This is a genomic window from Desulfofarcimen acetoxidans DSM 771, assembly GCF_000024205.1.
GTDB classification, from domain to species: Bacteria; Bacillota; Desulfotomaculia; order Desulfotomaculales; family Desulfofarciminaceae; genus Desulfofarcimen; species Desulfofarcimen acetoxidans.
The window spans coordinates 455855-473614 of sequence record NC_013216.1 but is presented as its reverse complement, the minus strand read 5'-3'; the positions used below and the strand labels follow the sequence as shown (position 1 = coordinate 473614).

Genomic DNA, 17760 nt, shown 5'->3' with positions numbered 1-17760 from the left:
TTCACCTCTTTTCACCCTGGGTTTCAATGTACTTCTTAATTACTTCAATGGGTGCACCACCTGTAGTTAGAAGACAAAAACTTTGCGACCAAAAATATTCTTTCCACAGCTGCTTTCTAACTTCCGGAAACTCCTTTTTAATAAGTCTGGATGATGCACTTTTGAATGCATTGATGTACTTAGAAATTTCCGTATTAGGGTGAGCCTTGAACAATATGCGTGTGTGATCTTTGTCATGGTTGTATTCAAGAAAACTAATATTATATTTTGGTGCAATATACTCACCAATTTCTTTGATACGGTTTGCTATTGTGTCGTTTATAACTTTTCTGCGATATTTTACTACCAAAATCAGATGATATGTGAGTAAGAAGACCGAGTGGCTATTTGTATCAAGTTTGCTCAATAATAATCAGCCTTTCGTTATTGCGTCTGATTATATTTTGCCACATCATAGAGGCTTTGGCAAACATTTTATTAGTACACAAAACAAGGCCGCCATTCATCCCACCACCTTAGAGGTGGGGGAATTCTGGCGGGGTTTGGTTAAATCCGCTCCAAAGCCATCCCGATAATCCTATCCGCATGATCGGCCATAAACAACGGTATATTCAGCAGGTCATCATCAAGGCGCGGGTTATTCAATGAAAACCGGACACGAAGCTTTACCTTATCTTCGTATTTTTCTTTGTACTTTTTCAGGCTCCGGCTTTCCACATTGCTCTCCGATTTTACTTCCACCGGTAAAATCTCGTTTTCTCTCTGGATTAGAAAGTCAACTTCATACCGCGGATTGTCCATCGTCCAATAGCGTGGCATGACTTCAAACTGGTTTTGCAGCGCCTGCAGGACATAATTCTCACTTAAAGCACCTTTAAATTCCACAAACAGCCGATTGCCCTCGCCAAAGGCAGAAGGGGCTAAAAGGGATAAGCGGCGCAACAGTCCTACATCTGCCATATATAACTTGAAGGCAGATAAATCGTCATAAGCCGAAATTGGCAAACCCGGCGCGGTACTGCGGTATATCTTATAAGTTAGGTTTGCATCGCAAAGCCATTGCAGGGCATCCTCGTATTCTCTGGCCCTTGCTCCTTCCTTAACAACCTTATAGATAAACTTCTTATTCTCCCTTGCCAGTTGGGAAGGGATTGACTTCCATATCAGCGATATTTTCGGAAAGTCCTTAGGGTCTGGGTGCTTGGCAAAATCACGTTCATAGGCGCCCAAAATATTAGACAGAACCTGCTGCATCAGCTCTACATTCCGGTCTTGCGTCCAGGAGCGAACAGATTCCGGCATACCGCCTGTTACAAAATACATTTTAAGCTTCTCATATAGTGGATTGAAAAAAGCCTCCGGAATTGGCTCGATTCTATCTACGCTGTCCATGTAAGCGGCGAAGTTTCCGTCGCCATTGGCCATTAAAAATTCCGTAAAGGTCATTGGCATGATTTCCAAAAAATCCACCTTGCCAACCGGAAAAGAAGCAGGTTTGGAAAGAGCAATGCCCAATAACGATCCTGCACAAGCCACATGATAATGGGGCGTGTTTTCACAGAAATATTTCAGCGTGTTCAAAGCGTTGGGACATTCCTGTATCTCGTCAAAAACAATGAGCGTGTCCTCCGGGCTGTCTCGTTTAATGACCTCACCGCTTGCCATCATCAGGTTTTGCAGAATACGCTCCACATCCTTGGTGCTCTCAAAAAACTGTTTATACTCCGGGTTCTCATCAAAGTTGAAATAAGCCATGTTTCCATAGCGGCGTTTTGCGAATTCCTTGAGAAGCCAAGTTTTACCGACCTGACGTACCCCTTTTAAAATAAGGGGTTTTCGATATTTGGAGTTTTTCCAGTCCAGCAGCTTTTGCATAACCAGTCTTTCCATACTACCACCTCCCAAATAACACATTATTATAAATATTTATCGTATTATAATCACATTTATATTGATAAGTATAGGCGAAATTCCAATATCAGTCAAGATGAATCACATTATTATAATAAAATAATCACTAAAAATCACATAATCGTGTAATTCTAGTTGTGTGGTTTTAGCACTAAAAAACCTGCCCCGATAAACAAGGCAGGTTTTTTAGTGTTTTCCTTATTTCTACATCAGTTTGAACTTTTAAGCCGCATACTCGAACACCCAATGCAACCGACACCAATTCTTAACACTGTTATGGTTTATATCGATGCGTATCATTTCATTCCACTCTAAGAAAAGCCATTGCTGGCACCGTTGCCTGCTATCCTTTTGCACTGGCAGTTTAAACTTATCAATACTTCAAATTGGTTGGTTAACTGGCCATGACTTATCCGTTTTCAATGCAATAAGTCGAGCTGAATTTAGAACAACCAGAAGCGACCCTATATTATGAGTAATTGCTCCCATTATTGGATTTAATAAACCCGCACCCGAGGCAATCAGAGCCAATCCGTTAAAAACCACAGCAAAAGCTATATTAAAATTAATAGTTTTTATAGTAGACCTGCCCAGTCGCAACAGATAGGGCAGTTTTGTCAGATCATCACTCAACAGGGCGATATCCGCAGCTTCCATAGCCACATCTGTCCCCATGGCTCCCATAGCAATACCGATATCCGCTGCAGCCAAAGAAGGGGCATCGTTTATTCCGTCACCAACCATTGCCACTTTATAGCCTGACTCTTGCAGTTGTCTTATATGTTTTAATTTTTGCTCCGGCAAAAGCCCGGCGTAAAACTCTTTAATGCCGCTTGCTCCGGCGATATGAACTGCCACAGAGTAATCATCTCCGGTTAACATTAGGATTTTTTTAAGATTAAAGTCCTGCAAAGCTTTTACTAAAACCGGCACAACAGGGCGCAGCCTATCTTTTATGTATATATTTCCGATTGCTATGTTGTTTTCTTTTACTGTAAGAACTTTAACTCCAGCCTCAGTTTCTGTTCCCATTAGATTTAACCGCTCTACGTTTTGTTCTCCAGACTCGGTACCAACAAAAATATTTTTACCGTGAACCTGTGAAGTTACACCCTCACCAACGATATTTTTAAACATTTCCGGTTCGCCTATAGACAATTTCTTTTGCTCCGCGGCTTCAAGAATAGCTCGGGCTAAAGGATGTTCGGAATATTTCTCCGCCGCGGCCGCTACAGAAAGCACGTAATCTTGCGTAAGTCCGTTTAAGGGATTAATCCCGGCAACCACAGGCCTGCCGATAGTAAGTGTACCTGTCTTGTCAAAAACGATAACAGCAATTCTGGATACTTCCTCTAAAATTGCACCGCCTTTAATAAGTATTCCGTTTCTGGACGCATTGCCCAGAGCCGATACTACGGCCGTGGGGGCAGAAAGAATAAAGGCGCAGGGACAACCAACAATAAGTACCGTAATTGCACGTTGCAAATCCCCTGAAAAGAGATACACCAGGAAACTAAGGGTTATAATAACCGGGGTAAAATATTTGGCATAATGATCGGCTACTCTTAAAATCGGGGCCTTTTGGCTTTCAGCATCTTGAACCAGCCGGATCAATTTGCCTAAAGCTGTATCTTCCCCCACCTTTTGTACTTCTATCACTATCATCCCGGAATAGCTTACTGAACCGGCATAAACAGAATCACCTATTGTTTTATCCACAGGTAAGGACTCTCCGGTAAGTGAGGCTTGGTTAATGGAAGCATTGCCACGAACAACAACACCATCCACAGGAACCTTCTCGCCGGAGCGAATAATTACCCTGTCACCCAGATGTATTTCCTGTAACGGCACGGAAATCTCAGCACCGTCCCGTATGGCAGTAGCCTGATCAGAACCCAGTTGTATAAGTGCGTTTATGGCTGATCTGGCTTTTTGAGCGGTAAACTCTTCCATCAATGAGCCTAAAACCATAATCAGGGCCACCACTGCTGCCGGCAAATAGTCGCCTGTTAACACCGAGGCAATCATAGCCAGACTAACCAATTCATCAACGTTAAGCTCCTTTTTCAGCAAACCTCTGGCCGCACCCAGAATAATCGGTCCCCCCAGTATTGCCACTGCCGTTAACGCCAGTATATCGGCAGGCAAAATGTAAGCCCTTTTTTCCAGCAAAAAACTGGCTATAATGAGTACAATTCCTGAAAAAACCAAATAAAACTCTCTCATCATCAATAATTCCCGATACTTACTGACATTTGTATATCTGCCTATCACTTGAACCAGCTCCTTGTTTAAAAAGTCTCGGCATTTATTTTTTTAAGAATTTTGTGAAACTGCTCAATTTCTTCTTCAGACAGGTTGGATACCATTTGCTCTGTTAAATTAAGGTGGAAATTGTGATGTTCTGCAAAGGCTCTCATTCCCTTCTCCGTCAAACTGATCAGATTGACCCGCCTGTCTTCCCTAGTTGTTTCACGTTTGGCATAATCCTTTTTTTCCAATCTATCTACTGTAACAGTTGTGGTCCCAGTGGTTACGCCTAATTTTTGGGCCAAGTTCTTCATATTCATCTTTCCATACTGCCCCAGCACTTCAATGGCATGAGCCTCAGAAACAGTCAAGTCACTGGAACGAATTACCGAGCTTTCCCATGAGGCAAAACCGTTAAAAAAAAGTAAAAGCTCATCGGTTAGTTCTTCAATAGCTTTCATCTATTTATCCTCCTTTGAAAATAATAATGTATATAATTATAATTGTTTGAAATTCAATTATTATGATAACCTATTTATTATTATTTGACAATCAAATAATAATAAATAACAGTCATTTCATTATAAATTTTGAAATTTTCACAATACTATATTGCACCGTTCTACAAAATAAATTATAATTTTAATAAATAACAGCTGATCAGCAGATTGTTATCAGATATTCATTCGTAACTCTACCCAAATTCAAATAATGAGAACATATCCACGAAGGATAATGAGACAAAATTGTCTTGCCTTCGTGGTTTTTTGTTTGCTTAAAACTCTTTGCTTTATATAATCCGATGCTGAAATATATTACCAAATAAAATGGAGGTTATAAAACATGATGCAGCAAGACAGGCTTTATGACATATGGTGGCAAAATCTCGAAGAAGGCGAGCAGCAAATGGAAGAAAGACATCTAAGAGGCTGGAAAGAAGTCATCAATTTAATTCAGGAGCAGGATCTGTCTGATATGACAGTGCTTGACTTTGGCTGTAATCAGGGAGGATTTTTGCGCCATTTATATCAAGTCAAACCCTTTAAAGAGGGTATGGGTATTGATCTGGCACAGCAGTCAATAGCTGTCGCTAATTCTCGTAAAGGTGATTTGCCGCTTACTTATGTTGCAACAAATACTCCGGAGCAGTACACCAACAAATTTAACCTTGCTGTAAGTCAGGCTGTAATTTATTTAATTAAAGACCTAAAAAGCCACGCCTGGAAGATTAAGCAGATGTTAAAACCCGGTGGAGTGTATTATGCCACTTACACTGATTTAAATGACAATCCCAGTCTGCAGCATTTTACCATATGGATTAATGAAAACAGTCTGGTAGAGTCCAATGCCCATACACTGGACTTTATTGCCGAAACCTTCGCATCAGAGGGTTTCAACGTGGAAATTCAACGTCGCCATCCTCAAGGTTTTATCGATGTTTCCCGCAAAAAAGACGGCTTTTTACGCATTGCTGATAGAATGAAAGCCACCTATGAGCAGGCATACATATTTCGCTTCGTGCTGACTGATAAATAAGAAAGTAAATCTATTATAAAAACAAAATATAACACTGAAAATTTTAACCATGAAGGTTATGTCCAAAGAAACGGACATACTTTTGTGGTTTTATTTTTTAATTTCTACACCTGTGGCCATACCAATTTCACAAAATTTTTTACAAATTAGGTGGTGATAGTGATATATAGATGCAAAAGCTAAAAAATCAACTAAAAAGACAATGAGTCAGCTTAAATTTTTGCTGCCATTATCTAAGTCAAAAACCTGGTCTTGAGGCTTTCCGGCTAATATTAATTAGGACTGCAATCAAAGGTTTGTGATGACAGCGATAAAATAAAAAAGGAGAAAATGTAATGATTAAAAGGAAAATCATGTTTATCGTAGTTTGTATACTGATGACCATCAGCGTCCTTCTCACATCAGGTTGTGGTGTAAAAAAAGAAAATAAGGACAGTAATAAAAAATTGGTAGTAGGAGAAATGTGGAAAATCGACAGTATTGATCCGTCAACTAGTGGCACTTTGACGACTGAAAAAGCCATGATCACAGAAACATTGGTAGGAGTAAAGGAGAATTTTGAGTTAAAACCCGGTCTTGCAACTGAATGGAAAAGAATAGATGCAAACACATGGAGTATTGTTCTTCGCCAAGGGGTCAAATTCCATGACGGCACACCGATGGATGGAGAAGCAGTGAAATGGTCGCTCATGAGAGCTATTGCTGTTAACCCGCAGGTTCAAACATTTACAAAAATAAAATCAATAGAAGTAGAGAACGATCATACATTAAAAATTACAACAACAGCTCCAACCGGCGATTTCCCTGCTTCGCTGCATTATATGGGCGCATCTGTTATCGCGCCAAGCTCGGTTGATAAAGCCGGCAAACTTATCAAACCTATCGGTACGGGACCTTTTATGTTAGAACAATTTGAAGCATCAACAGGCGACATGGAGATGGCAAAGTATAAGGACTACTGGGGAACTCCCGCCAAGCTGGAAAAATTGGAAATACGTCCTTTGCCGGATCCCAATACCCGTGCTCTGGCCTTGGAAAAAGGGGAAATAGATTTTACCTGTGATCCACCTTATAATGAACTGGAGAGATTGGGCAAGGAGAAAGGACTTAAAGTCGAACTCAATCCTACCGCCAGGACATATATTGTGGAAATGAACCTGAAAAAAGAACCGTTCAACGATGTAAGAGTCAGAAAAGCTTTGAGCTATGCTATTGACAGGGAAAGTATTACTAAACATGTGCTTTTCGGATGCGGAACTCCTGCCAAGGGGCCATTCATGCCGGGAATGGCGTGGACAAACGAAAATTTAAAAGGTTATCCCTATTCTCCCGGCAAGGCAAAATTACTATTGGAAGAAGCGGGTTGGAAAGATACTGATGGAGACGGAATCATAGATAAAAACGGCCAACCGCTGAAAATAACCCTTATGACTTATCCGCAGAGACCGGGCCTTCCTCCAATGGCTCAAGCTTTACAGGATCAATTCAAACAAGCAGGGATTGATTTGAAGATTGAGATTATGGAAAATTCCGCCATGAGCCAAGTTGCTTCAACAGGCAAATGGGATATGAAAATGAGTGCTTTTGCGACCGCTATGATTCCTACTCCCAGCTATCATTTACAAGTACTGTATTATTCTGAAAACAACAAATTAATTGGCTACAATAATGCAAAAGTTGACCAATTGATCGATGAATGTGTTGCTGTAGATGACCAGCAGAAAAAGTATGAGCTTTCCAAACAGGTACAGCAAATTCTGGAAGATGAAGTGCCTGTACTACCAATTGCCTATTACGGTGTGGCCGCTGTCATGAACAGCAAAATCGAGAACTTTGTATTTAATCCTACAGCTCATGATTACATGCTTACAACAGAAGTGGGGATTAAGGAGTAGAAGGTATGTGGCAATTTCTTTTTAAGCGTTTAGCTGCTGCAATTTTAGTCGTTGCAGCAGCTTCCATGCTAACATTCGGAATATTACATCTGACGCCGGGAGATACTCCTGTGACTATCCTGAAGCATGCTTTTATAGGAATAGAACAAGAGCCCACAGATTCGGAAGTTACCAATATCACGAACCGGTACAAGTTGGATGAACCATTGGATAAGCAGTATTTTTCCTGGATAAAAGAAGCTGTCAGAGGGAACCTTGGGGAATCCTATGTTTACAGAACTTCCGTGGCTCAGATCATTGGGTTGAGATTTCCGGCAACAGTCCTGCTGGCTCTGGTGAGTGTTGCACTTTCACTGCTGATAGCAATTCCGGTTGGAGTTTTTTCTGCGGCAAGAAGGAATTCTGTGTTTGATCACCTCAGCCGGTTATGTGCTCTTTTCGCTGTGTCTATACCAAGTTTTTGGCTGGCGCTGTTATTAATCATTGTTTTTTCCCTTCAATTAGACCTGTTTTCGGTAGCAGGATTCAGGCAAATATCTGATGTGGTGCTGCCATGCGTAACAATAGCAGCAGGTATGTCGGCGGTTACTATGCGCATGATGCGTTCATGCATGCTTGAGATATTGAACCAGGATTATATTTTAACAGCCAAAGCAAAAGGTCTGCATGAAAGCGTGGTCGTATGGCGGCATGCGTTAAGGAACGCTTTTCTCCCGGTAATAACCATAGTTGGACTTCAATTTGGACATATGCTTGGAGGAACGGTAGTCGTGGAGACGGTGTTTGCCTGGCCGGGGTTAGGAAAACTGCTGATTGATTCAATATTAGCTAAAGATATCCCTATGGTCCAGGGCATTATAGTCTTAATCGCCACTTCCTACGCCGTAGTCAATTTGCTGGTAGACCTGGCTTACGTCCTGATGGATCCCAGAATACGCTATGGAAGGGAAGTCTAAAATGAAGGAGCTTGTTACAGTATTTACAAATTGTAAAGAAACATTAAAGAGCAACCGAATGCTGTCAAGCAGTGCCACAGTAGTTGTGTTTATCTTTCTGTTAGCCCTGGCGGGGCAATGGATTATGCCACACGATCCGGCAGCGGTAAGCCTCGCCGATAAGGTACAGCCACCCTCTTTTAAATATCCTTTTGGTACAGATTCGCTGGGCAGATGTATATTTAGCAGGGTAATTGAAGGGACACACACGTCTTTAAGTACAGCGGCCATAGTTGTAGCTATCAGTGGCATTAGCGGAGTATTAATCGGACTGATATCAGGTTATTTCGGAGGAATTCTGGACAGCCTGATTATGCGTACTGTCGATGTTATGCTTGCTTTCCCGGGGATTATCCTCTCCCTGGCTCTGATTGCAGCAATAGGTCCGGGCCTGAGCAGTATAATCATTGCCTTAACGATGGTGCACTGGACCGGATATACAAGGCTTATCAGAGGCGAAGTTCTATCAGTTAAACAGTCAGAGTTTGTGGAAGCGGCAAGGGCCATGGGCAACAGCCAAATCAGTATTATGTTTAAATATATTTTACCCAGTATAGTAACTCCAGTAATAGTAATGGCTGCCCTGGACATAGCTCATGTGGTGCTGGCCGGGGCAAGTTTAAGCTTTCTTGGGCTGGGCGCCCAGCCCCCTACCGCAGAATGGGGAGCAATGATTAACGAAGGACGCGAGTTTATCCGGACAGCTCCACATATTACCCTGTTTCCCGGACTGGCTGTGATGATAACCGTTCTGGCTTTTAATATGCTGGGGGACAGCTTGAGAGATGTCCTTGACCCCAGACTGCGCGAAGGGCAGATAGAATAAATTGAACAGGAAGGAGTAGTGCAATGACAGATTTTCTTGCTTTTTCAGATACAGACAGTTTCCGGCATAAACATGCGGTGACTGAACCGCTCCTTTCCATTGTTGATCTGAAAGCCTTTTTCAAGATTAAAGATACAGTATTAAAAGCATTAGATAATGTCTCAATCAATATTAATCATCATGAAGTTGTTGCCCTGGTAGGAGAAACAGGTTGCGGCAAATCTGTTCTGGTGCTGAGTATTCTTGGTTTGTTACCTAAAAATGCCTGCACGGAAGGAAGTATCCGCTACCTGGGAAAAGAAATTCTGGGGATCGATGAGGAAGAATTAAGAGGACTCCGGGGAAAGGCAATTGGCATGATTCCGCAAAATCCTGCCACTTCACTAAATCCACTGATGAAAATTGGCATTCAGGTTATGGAAATCATTAGGTTGCATAAAAAATGCAACAAATCAGCAGCAAAACATGAAACAATAAATCTGTTTAGCCGGCTGCGTTTGCCTGATCCCACAACAAGCATTTGCTGCTATCCTCATCAGTTAAGCGGAGGAATGAGACAGCGGGTACTGATATCCATGGGAATAGCATGCAATCCCGGCTTGATTCTGGTTGATGAGCCTACTAAAGGGCTTGATGCTGTGCTGAGAAAAAGAGTAGTGGATTTGCTTAAAGAACAGGTTTCATCCAGCACTTCATCAATGCTGCTTATTACCCATGATTTTTCTGTTGCGGCAGCGCTGGCAGATCGCGTTGCCGTTATGTATGCCGGAGAAATAGTGGAAACCGGACCAGTTTCCCAAATACTAAATCATTCCCGGCATCCTTATACAAAATCACTGCTTAATTCTCTGCCGGGAAGAGGGTTTAACTCTATTCCCGGCTTTAGTCCGAGCCTTACTAATCTCCCTCCGGGATGCAAATTCCAGCCCAGATGCAAAACATCGTCATCCCGCTGTGCCGCTCATCATCCGGATATGGAAGAGATTCTTACTAACCATTTTGTGAGGTGCTTTCATGCTCATAGAAGTTAAAAACCTGGTTAAAGAGTATACAGGAGGACTGTTTTATAAAAGAACAGTTAAGGCTGTAAACGGAGTAAGTTTTTCAATCAAACAAGGGGAAACCCTGGGACTGGTGGGAGAAAGCGGTTGTGGAAAGTCTACGGTAGCCCGGCTTTTGCTCATGCTTATAAGGCCGACCTCTGCCAGTATCCGGTTTGAAAATACTGAGTTGACGGTCAAATCACCGGCAGAGCTGCAAAAGCTAAGAAAGGAAATGCAAATAATATTCCAGCATCCCCAGCAATCCTTGTATCCCCGGCGAAAAATCTATGAAGCAATGGCAGAGCCGCTGAGAATCCATAAACTTATAAAGAGAAAAGAAGAAGAAAAGGAAAAGATACTCCAATTATTGAATGATGTCGGTCTTTTAAAGGAACACCTGGAACGTTATCCCCACGAACTCAGCGGGGGACAAGCTCAGCGTGTCGCTATTGCCAGGGTGCTTGCCTTGAAACCTAAATTTATTGTAGCCGACGAACCAACTTCAATGCTGGATATCTCGGTACAGGCTCAAATCCTGGAATTAATGAAAAAACTCCAGCGGGAGCATAACATCGGGATGCTATTTATTTCTCATGACCTGGAAGTAGCAAGGGCCGTCAGCAACAGGATTGCTGTGATGCATCAAGGCCGTTTGGTGGAGATTGGCGACAGTGAACAGGTTTTTATGAAACCACAACACCCTTACACTAAATATTTGACTGATACTACTCTAAAATTAGAAGAAAAGCAGCGATTTATGGGATAAAGGCTAATATATTCTTATCTATATTCTAAGATACTTCTCTGTATACTCTTCACTCACAATTAAGGTTTATCGTTATAGTTAGGTTTTTGCACTGCGGAATAAAACACAAAAATATAAGGTAAACGGGTGCCCAATCCCATTTGCCTTATTGAAAGGAGGAAATATTTATTACCACACGAGAATGTCTGAAAAACCGTATGGCAATTTTAAGGAAATTAAAAGCTTTGCCAAGGTAAAGCTTTTAACATTTAAGTCAAATAACCGGTATTTTAGACATAGCCTAGCACTTGAAAAATAAAAAACCATGAACGCACCCTGCTCCGGCAAGATAAACCTTCATGGTTATATTTATATCTCTTTTTTTGATTAATAGCTTAACAAAAGACTTTTCGAATAACTTCCTGTTACTCTAATTCATATTATACATGATAATTCAAAATAATCAAGCCATTTTTAGATGGTTCAATAGGAAAATTTTAGATTATCAATCATTCATTTTCTTTAATCTCACAGATGTACTTTGTATTATTGTGATATTTTAATTTAGCAAAGTCTTGCGCAACACATTAATATTTTCCAAAATTTTTCCAGAGCCATTCGCTACTGCAAGCAATGGCTGGTTAACTACATATACTGATATACCGGTTTGCATATGTATCAGATGATCGATCCCTCTAAGCATTGCTCCCCCGCCGACCAAAACAATTCCGTTATTAATAATATCCACGGAAAAATCAGGAGGAGTTTGTTCCAGGGTAGATATGATGGCAGCACTAATGCTTGCCAAGGGTTCAGATAAAGCCTGATAAATTTCTTTAGATGTAATATTTTCTTCTCTAGGCAGACCGGTCTGCAAATCTCTACCCTTTATCTTTATCGCTTTTGTATCTTCTAAAGGGTAAGCTATTCCAATATTAATTTTAATTTGTTCAGCTGTTCGCTCTCCAATTAGCAGATTATGTTCTTTTTTAATATGATGAATAATGGCTTCATCCATATCATCCCCTGCTATACGAATAGAATTGCTAGTTACAATGCCGCCCATGGATATTACAGCTACTTCTGTGATTCCGCTGCCAATATCTATAATCATATTTCCAATAGGTTCATGCACCGGAAGACCTGAACCAATAGCGGCTGCCATCGGTTCTTCCACTAGATAAGCTTCTCGAACCCCGGCCTGCAGGACTGCTTGGCGAACTGCCTGTCCTTCTACAGTTGTAACACCCATAGGTACAGAAACTACAACTCTAGGCTTAAACATGGAAAATTTAGGTAATGCTTTTTTAATAAATAGCTTTATCATAGCTTGAGTAGCATTAAAATCATTAATTACTCCACCTTTTAATGGTCGGATTGCTACGATATTTTTCGGAGTTCGCCCAATCATCATTTTTGCATTATATCCTGCAGCCAATATTTTATTTGCATTTTTTTCAATTACAACTACTGACGGTTCGTTTAAAACAATGCCTTCATCCTTCACATATACGAGTAAGTTAGCATTCCCCAAATCTATTCCTATATCTTTTGAAAATATGCCAATTGACATTATATATCCCTCCTTTTTATTCAAAATAAGGTAATGACTTAATATTCCTTCGCTCCACTTGCCATAAATTCGTCATATAATTACACAATCCTTCTCTTTTTGAGAAAATAATAATAAAAAGGAAGGGTTTTTAATCCTTCTTTTTTATAAAAAATATGTAATATATAAATGTTTACTTACCCCCAAGAAGGTATTTATGTATTCATGTTGAAAAGATAATTTGATATCAAGAAGGAATTTGGTTCCATGTTAATTTGTGCTGACTAAAATAAAGAGAGAAATTCAATGATAATACTGAAAAATATCAATAAAACATTTAGGATAGCAAAACGAAAGTCTGGATTTGGACAGGCATTTAAAGCGCTTTTCTCACGCGAATACGAAACTGTTCATGCTCTCAGTGACGTGAGTTTCACAATCAACGACGGCGAAATGATTGGTTACATAGGTCCAAATGGGGCGGGAAAAAGCACCACGCTTAAAATCATGTGCGGCGTCTTGACACCCGATAACGGCTCATGCAAGATTGACGGACGCACACCATGGCAGGATAGAATTGAGCACACCAAAAACATTGGCGTTGTTTTCGGTCAGCGCAGCCAGTTATGGTGGGACGTACCTGTATGTGACAGCTTTGAGCTTATCCGCGATATTTACAAGGTGAATAAAACGGAATACAGACACAATCTTGATGAGCTTGTCGAACTGCTCGATCTGTCGGAGCTTCTGAAAACGCCGACACGCAGTCTCAGTCTTGGGCAGCGTATGCGGTGCGAACTGGCCGCATCATTACTGCACAGTCCCCAAACACTCTTTTTAGATGAGCCGACCATCGGGCTGGACGCTGTCTCTAAAATCGCGGTACGGCAGTTCATAAAAAAACTCAATACTGAGCGCGGCACGACTGTCATACTGACAACTCACGACATGCAGGACATTGAAGCATTGACGGAACGAATTTTACTGATCGGCAAGGGACGTATATTGCTGGACGGAAGCTTGCTGGAGTTAAAAAAGCATTTTTCCACTCGAAAAACGGTTGTTTTTGAATACAATGGCGAAGTTTCAAAGCTTTGTGACGGGATGACCGTGACTGAACAGAAAGAAGGAAGATTGATAATTGAGCTTGACCCGCTCATATGCTCCGTGTCAACCGCGATAGCACATCTATCATCGCAAGTAGAAGTGCTTGACATTTCAGTTTCTGGTATCAGCGCCGAGGAAATGGTAGCGGTCCTGTATAAGGAGTACCGCATATGAAAAAATACATCGCGATTATCCGAATACGCTTTATAAACAGTCTTCAATATCGCGCAGCAGCAATCGCGGGCATGGCAACGCAATTCGCCTGGGGACTTATGGAAATACTCGCATTTTCGGCATTCTATAGAGCTAATCCTGCCGCGTTTCCAATGGAGTTCTCCCAGACGGTTTCCTACATATGGATGCAGCAGGCACTTCTGGCGCTGTTTATGGTTTGGTTTTTTGAAGGAGAGATATTCGCTTCCATTACAAGCGGAGGTATAGCCTATGAGCTTGCGCGGCCGGTGGACTTATACAGCCGCTGGTTCTGCCAGTCAATGGCAAACAGGCTGGCAAAGGCAGTACTTCGATGCTTCCCCATACTCATCGTGGCATTCATCGTACCGGAACCGTTCAGAATGTCCTTGCCCGTAAACGCCGGACAATTTATACTGTTTTTGGTTTCAGCGTCACTCAGCCTGTTTGTTGTGGTATCGTTCAGTATGCTTATCTATATATCAACATTTTACACCTTGTCGCCTATGGGTGTGAGGCTGATCTCGGCTGTGCTGGCCGACTTTATGGCCGGAGCAACAATTCCGCTACCGTTTTTTCCTCCGGCCTTTCTAACCGTGGCCGAGCTTATGCCGTTTGCCGCCATGCAGAACATGCCGCTGCGAATATACAGCGGGAACATTGCGGGTACGGACGCGGCACTGGGTATTGGCTTGCAGCTATTTTGGCTGTTAGTTCTTGTGCTGATCGGCAGGCTGCTGATGAAAAACGCACTCAAAAGAGTCGTTGTACAGGGAGGATGATATGGGACTGTATTTGAAGTTTTTCTCCATGCACCTTAAAAGTCAGATGCAATACAAGGTTTCTTTTTTTCTAACGGCAGCAGGACAATTTTTAGTCTCTTTTACCTCCCTGCTCGGCGTCTATTTCATGTTTACCCGCTTCAATGAGGTTGAGGGATTCATATTTCAGCAGGTGCTTTTATGCTTTGCAACATCTTTGATGGCGTTTTCACTCGCCGAATGCTTCGGTCGCGGCTTTGACGTTTTTCCGCTAATGATTGGCAACGGAGAATTTGACAGGGTGCTTGTACGCCCACGGCAGGAAATATTCCAGGTTTTATCTTCCAAAATAGAGCTTACCCGTATTGGACGGCTTTTACAGTCTATCATCGTTTTTTGCTATGCAATACCTGCAAGCGGCGTAATCTGGACCTGGGATAAGATATTAACGCTTTTTCTCATGATATTCTGTGGGAGTATCATATTTTTCTGCCTGTTTTTGATTTATGCCTCCTTTTCGTTTTTTACAATTGAGGGTTTAGAGTTTATGAATATTTTCACGGACGGCGGCAAAGAATTTGGGCGATATCCCTTTTCTATATATGGCAAGAAGGTCTTGAATTTTTTTACGTTTATCGTACCATTGGCGCTGTTTCAATATTATCCGCTTCTGTATCTGCTTGATATGAAGACAAGTGTATCGTATATGCTGACACCGTTATTAGGACTGTTATTCATAATACCTAGCTATTCTTTCTGGAGATTCGGACTTAGAAGATATAAGTCAACAGGTTCGTGAAAAATAGAGTTAATTTTCCGTCCCAAAATGAAGATGCCGACAGTGTTCGGCTATATGAACGGGTATGCTATGGTTATAAAACTGGGAAATTATATTTCAGTTGTTCCCTATCATCATTCCTACAATATAAATGCCAAGAAGCCGGCTGTAAAATGCAACCGGCTTCTGCCATAAACCATTATTTAATTCTCAGAGTCCAATCACCGTTTACCACAAAGCGCGGCCAGCTCACGTTAAACTCAGCATTTTTTAATTTTTCAGCAAAACTGATACGCATTGTACAAATGTCGCCTTGCCAAACGCTGTCTCCGCTTTGCACATCCTTACTGTAAAGGCTGACCTCTTGAACGGCAACCTTTGCAGTGTCTCCCGTGTTCAACGCAAATTTTAACTCGGCTGTTGTTGCGGAGGTTCTTTTAATACTTTGCAAAATGATTTTTTGCAATTTCAAGTCGATTTCCCGGTCAATTCTTTTTTCTTCGTTCAACCCTGGAATTGCCACATCAAAATTACCGAAATCCTTTTCATAACCAACAAGCAGACCTGGTATTTTCAGTTCAATTTCTTTATCGGCAGGAGCTTGGGATTCAAATTGAATGACGGGCCTGCCGACGGCATTTTTAGCCCGGTTGTAGGTATAAATATTTTTATCTTTATCATAACCAAGGAGGGGCTTGGTCATTGAGGAAGTTCCGCTGGTTATGATACCCTTTTCATTTTTAAACATTCGTGTCACAGTTTTTTGAACCGGTTCACCAATACCTACCAGTTTCAAATCTTTGTCGGTAAAACTAGTTAAAATCTGCACACCCTGATCGATTTTCTTATAACCAACATTTATCCACCCAATATCCGTTTGTTCAGCAGGTTTAATTTCACCGCTGCCAACTACAGGTGCACCTTCCGCTAAATGAATACTATAACTTTTTTCTCCAATATTCAATTTCAATTCTTTCGTTGGCGAGAATACGTAATTATGCCCCGCTTCATTCCAAAAGCTGAGTTGCAGCCGATTATTGTCGTAACCGTAACCACCCGGTTTATAAATTTTGCCGTTTGCTGTAGCAACTGATATTTCAGGAGGTTTATCCTCTGTTAAAGTAAGAGTTAAACTCATCTCCAACTTGTCCTTTGTAAAAATAACATTTTCCAGTTTGCTTTCTTTATCCAATTGCAAGGGGGATTCCAGATAGTAGGCGCTTCCGTCTACAACAGTTGAATAGATTGCTCTTTGATTGAAGAAAGATCCGACAAAATCCGAAATCTCCGCGGCATAGGCGTTGGATATACCGATAACCGCAATTAAAGACGCTGCCACAAGGGGATATATTCTTTTTCTTTTCATTTTTAACCTCCTCTTATTCAGTTTAGTGAATGCTTTTTTGGTAATAGAGTCCAAATCGATTTCCAAGCCGTTCGTTAAATCATCCAGTTCCTTGGCCAGCAAATCATTATCAAGATTTTGCATTAGCGTCTGAATTTGCTTTTCAGTCATAGGATAAAACCTCCTTGATTATTTTTCTGCCTCTTAAGAGCCTGTTGTCCAGCGCCGAACGGCTCAACCCCAAAGATTGCATAATATCGCTAATTTTCTCGTTGTAAAAATACCTGCGGATAAAAAGTTCCTTGTCCGTTTTATTAAAGCTATTGATTATTTCCAGCAGTTTTTTCTGTGTTTCTCTATCGATGATCTGTCTTTCAACGGTATCGGACTCCTCAAGCTGGTAATCATCAATGTTTTCAACATGATTTTTTTTAAGTTTGCGCTTATATGTAAGAGCTTTATATTTTGTGATAATTAAAACCCAGGTTTTGAAATTGCTTCTCTCGCTGTCAAATCCATTGATTTTTAGCCAAACCTCCAAAAAGACGTCGGCTACGCACTCTTCGATGTCCTCTTTACTGTTGCCGATGTTTAAAATGTTATAGGTTAAATAATAAACGGGCTTGGTGTACTCTTTGATTAAGGATTCATAAGCGTTCAAGTTTCGCTTCTTTATTTCAGATATAAGTTCACTCTCTGAAAAGTTCATTTTTTCATCTCCTTTCATAGAATACTACGTTCTCTATCTATAATTTCTCTTAAACTTTTTGATAAAAAGTGGTGCCGCCTTATATCAAGAGGCTCTCCCCCTTATTAAAGATAGC

General features: G+C 41.2%; 16 protein-coding genes. 9 read left to right on the top strand and 7 right to left on the bottom strand.

All coding sequences use genetic code 11. From position 1 onward, the window contains the following. Position 1: 1 nt before the first annotated feature. The 4 genes from tnpA to DTOX_RS02255 form a co-directional block, all read right to left on the bottom strand. Positions 2 to 406, bottom strand: coding sequence for an IS200/IS605 family transposase (gene tnpA / locus DTOX_RS02270; protein WP_015756076.1), 405 nt, complete (start codon positions 404 to 406; stop codon positions 2 to 4). Between the two features lie 140 nt (positions 407 to 546). Beyond that, entirely contained in the window at positions 547 to 1890 is a 1344-nt protein-coding gene (locus DTOX_RS02265; protein ID WP_015756106.1) for an ATP-binding protein, read from the bottom strand. Positions 1891 to 2292: 402 nt separating this feature from the next. Next, the gene (locus tag DTOX_RS02260; protein WP_015756105.1) at positions 2293 to 4185 is read right to left on the bottom strand and encodes a heavy metal translocating P-type ATPase; all 1893 of its coding nucleotides are present in this window, start codon (positions 4183 to 4185) and stop codon (positions 2293 to 2295) included. 17 nt (positions 4186 to 4202) lie between these two features. Beyond that, the gene (locus DTOX_RS02255; RefSeq protein WP_015756104.1) at positions 4203 to 4622 is read right to left on the bottom strand and encodes a MarR family winged helix-turn-helix transcriptional regulator; all 420 of its coding nucleotides are present in this window, start codon (positions 4620 to 4622) and stop codon (positions 4203 to 4205) included. A gap of 382 nt (positions 4623 to 5004) precedes the next feature. On the opposite strand from DTOX_RS02255, the gene DTOX_RS02250 reads away from it, so the two are divergent. The 6 genes from DTOX_RS02250 (at position 5005) to DTOX_RS02225 (ending at position 11222) form a co-directional block, all read left to right on the top strand. Further along, positions 5005 to 5697, top strand: coding sequence for a class I SAM-dependent methyltransferase (locus DTOX_RS02250; protein ID WP_015756103.1), 693 nt, complete (start codon positions 5005 to 5007; stop codon positions 5695 to 5697). Positions 5698 to 6032: 335 nt separating this feature from the next. Beyond that, the gene (locus tag DTOX_RS02245) at positions 6033 to 7592 is read left to right on the top strand and encodes an ABC transporter substrate-binding protein (protein ID WP_015756102.1); all 1560 of its coding nucleotides are present in this window, start codon (positions 6033 to 6035) and stop codon (positions 7590 to 7592) included. Positions 7593 to 7597: 5 nt separating this feature from the next. Further along, positions 7598 to 8548 carry an ABC transporter permease gene (locus DTOX_RS02240; RefSeq protein WP_015756101.1) on the top strand — a complete coding sequence of 317 codons (951 nt, stop codon included), beginning with the start codon at positions 7598 to 7600 and terminating at the stop codon, positions 8546 to 8548. A 1-nt stretch (position 8549) separates the two neighbouring features. Next, positions 8550 to 9413 carry a nickel transporter permease gene (nikC, locus tag DTOX_RS02235; protein WP_015756100.1) on the top strand — a complete coding sequence of 288 codons (864 nt, stop codon included), beginning with the start codon at positions 8550 to 8552 and terminating at the stop codon, positions 9411 to 9413. A 23-nt stretch (positions 9414 to 9436) separates the two neighbouring features. Then, positions 9437 to 10444, top strand: a complete 1008-nt coding sequence (locus tag DTOX_RS02230) for an ABC transporter ATP-binding protein (protein WP_015756099.1) — start codon at positions 9437 to 9439, stop codon at positions 10442 to 10444. Next, a complete protein-coding gene (locus tag DTOX_RS02225; protein ID WP_015756098.1) occupies positions 10428 to 11222 on the top strand; it encodes an ATP-binding cassette domain-containing protein in 795 nt (264 codons plus the stop codon). Before DTOX_RS02230 ends, DTOX_RS02225 begins: the two co-directional genes overlap by 17 nt. 538 nt (positions 11223 to 11760) lie before the next feature. Here DTOX_RS02225 and mreB read toward each other — a convergent pair. After that, positions 11761 to 12774, bottom strand: a complete 1014-nt coding sequence (gene mreB, locus DTOX_RS02220; RefSeq protein ID WP_015756097.1) for a rod shape-determining protein — start codon at positions 12772 to 12774, stop codon at positions 11761 to 11763. A gap of 285 nt (positions 12775 to 13059) precedes the next feature. Between mreB and DTOX_RS02215 the strand changes: the two genes are divergently transcribed. From DTOX_RS02215 to DTOX_RS02205, 3 genes are read left to right on the top strand one after another with little or no spacing between them, the layout of a single operon-like run. After that, positions 13060 to 14034: an ABC transporter ATP-binding protein gene (locus tag DTOX_RS02215; RefSeq protein WP_015756096.1), complete on the top strand. Its 975-nt coding sequence runs from the start codon at positions 13060 to 13062 to the stop codon at positions 14032 to 14034. Then, complete coding sequence (locus DTOX_RS02210) at positions 14031 to 14834, top strand: ABC transporter permease (RefSeq protein WP_015756095.1); 804 nt, start codon at positions 14031 to 14033, stop codon at positions 14832 to 14834. The genes DTOX_RS02215 and DTOX_RS02210 overlap by 4 nt, the downstream gene beginning before the upstream one ends. 13 nt (positions 14835 to 14847) lie before the next feature. Next, on the top strand, positions 14848 to 15612 hold the full coding sequence (locus DTOX_RS02205; protein ID WP_340140006.1) for an ABC transporter permease: 765 nt from the start codon (positions 14848 to 14850) through the stop codon (positions 15610 to 15612). A 178-nt stretch (positions 15613 to 15790) separates the two neighbouring features. Here DTOX_RS02205 and DTOX_RS02200 read toward each other — a convergent pair whose 3' ends face one another. Next, positions 15791 to 17107 carry a hypothetical protein gene (locus tag DTOX_RS02200; RefSeq protein ID WP_015756093.1) on the bottom strand — a complete coding sequence of 439 codons (1317 nt, stop codon included), beginning with the start codon at positions 17105 to 17107 and terminating at the stop codon, positions 15791 to 15793. After that, complete coding sequence (locus tag DTOX_RS02195) at positions 17100 to 17645, bottom strand: sigma-70 family RNA polymerase sigma factor (protein WP_015756092.1); 546 nt, start codon at positions 17643 to 17645, stop codon at positions 17100 to 17102. The genes DTOX_RS02200 and DTOX_RS02195 overlap by 8 nt, the downstream gene beginning before the upstream one ends. Positions 17646 to 17760: the final 115 nt, after the last annotated feature.

What these genes read in the sequence shown, in the direction of transcription:
- DTOX_RS02245 (WP_015756102.1), top strand. Translation starts at nt 6,033, where the DNA reads ATGATTAAAAGGAAAATCATGTTTATCGTAGTTTGTATACTGATGACC.
- DTOX_RS02265 (WP_015756106.1), bottom strand. Translation starts at nt 1,890, where the DNA reads ATGGAAAGACTGGTTATGCAAAAGCTGCTGGACTGGAAAAACTCCAAA.
- DTOX_RS02210 (WP_015756095.1), top strand. Translation starts at nt 14,031, where the DNA reads ATGAAAAAATACATCGCGATTATCCGAATACGCTTTATAAACAGTCTT.
- DTOX_RS02250 (WP_015756103.1), top strand. Translation starts at nt 5,005, where the DNA reads ATGATGCAGCAAGACAGGCTTTATGACATATGGTGGCAAAATCTCGAA.
- DTOX_RS02200 (WP_015756093.1), bottom strand. Translation starts at nt 17,107, where the DNA reads ATGACTGAAAAGCAAATTCAGACGCTAATGCAAAATCTTGATAATGAT.
- mreB (WP_015756097.1), bottom strand. Translation starts at nt 12,774, where the DNA reads ATGTCAATTGGCATATTTTCAAAAGATATAGGAATAGATTTGGGGAAT.
- DTOX_RS02225 (WP_015756098.1), top strand. Translation starts at nt 10,428, where the DNA reads ATGCTCATAGAAGTTAAAAACCTGGTTAAAGAGTATACAGGAGGACTG.
- nikC (WP_015756100.1), top strand. Translation starts at nt 8,550, where the DNA reads ATGAAGGAGCTTGTTACAGTATTTACAAATTGTAAAGAAACATTAAAG.
- DTOX_RS02230 (WP_015756099.1), top strand. Translation starts at nt 9,437, where the DNA reads ATGACAGATTTTCTTGCTTTTTCAGATACAGACAGTTTCCGGCATAAA.
- DTOX_RS02255 (WP_015756104.1), bottom strand. Translation starts at nt 4,622, where the DNA reads ATGAAAGCTATTGAAGAACTAACCGATGAGCTTTTACTTTTTTTTAAC.
- DTOX_RS02215 (WP_015756096.1), top strand. Translation starts at nt 13,060, where the DNA reads ATGATAATACTGAAAAATATCAATAAAACATTTAGGATAGCAAAACGA.
- DTOX_RS02195 (WP_015756092.1), bottom strand. Translation starts at nt 17,645, where the DNA reads ATGAACTTTTCAGAGAGTGAACTTATATCTGAAATAAAGAAGCGAAAC.
- DTOX_RS02240 (WP_015756101.1), top strand. Translation starts at nt 7,598, where the DNA reads ATGTGGCAATTTCTTTTTAAGCGTTTAGCTGCTGCAATTTTAGTCGTT.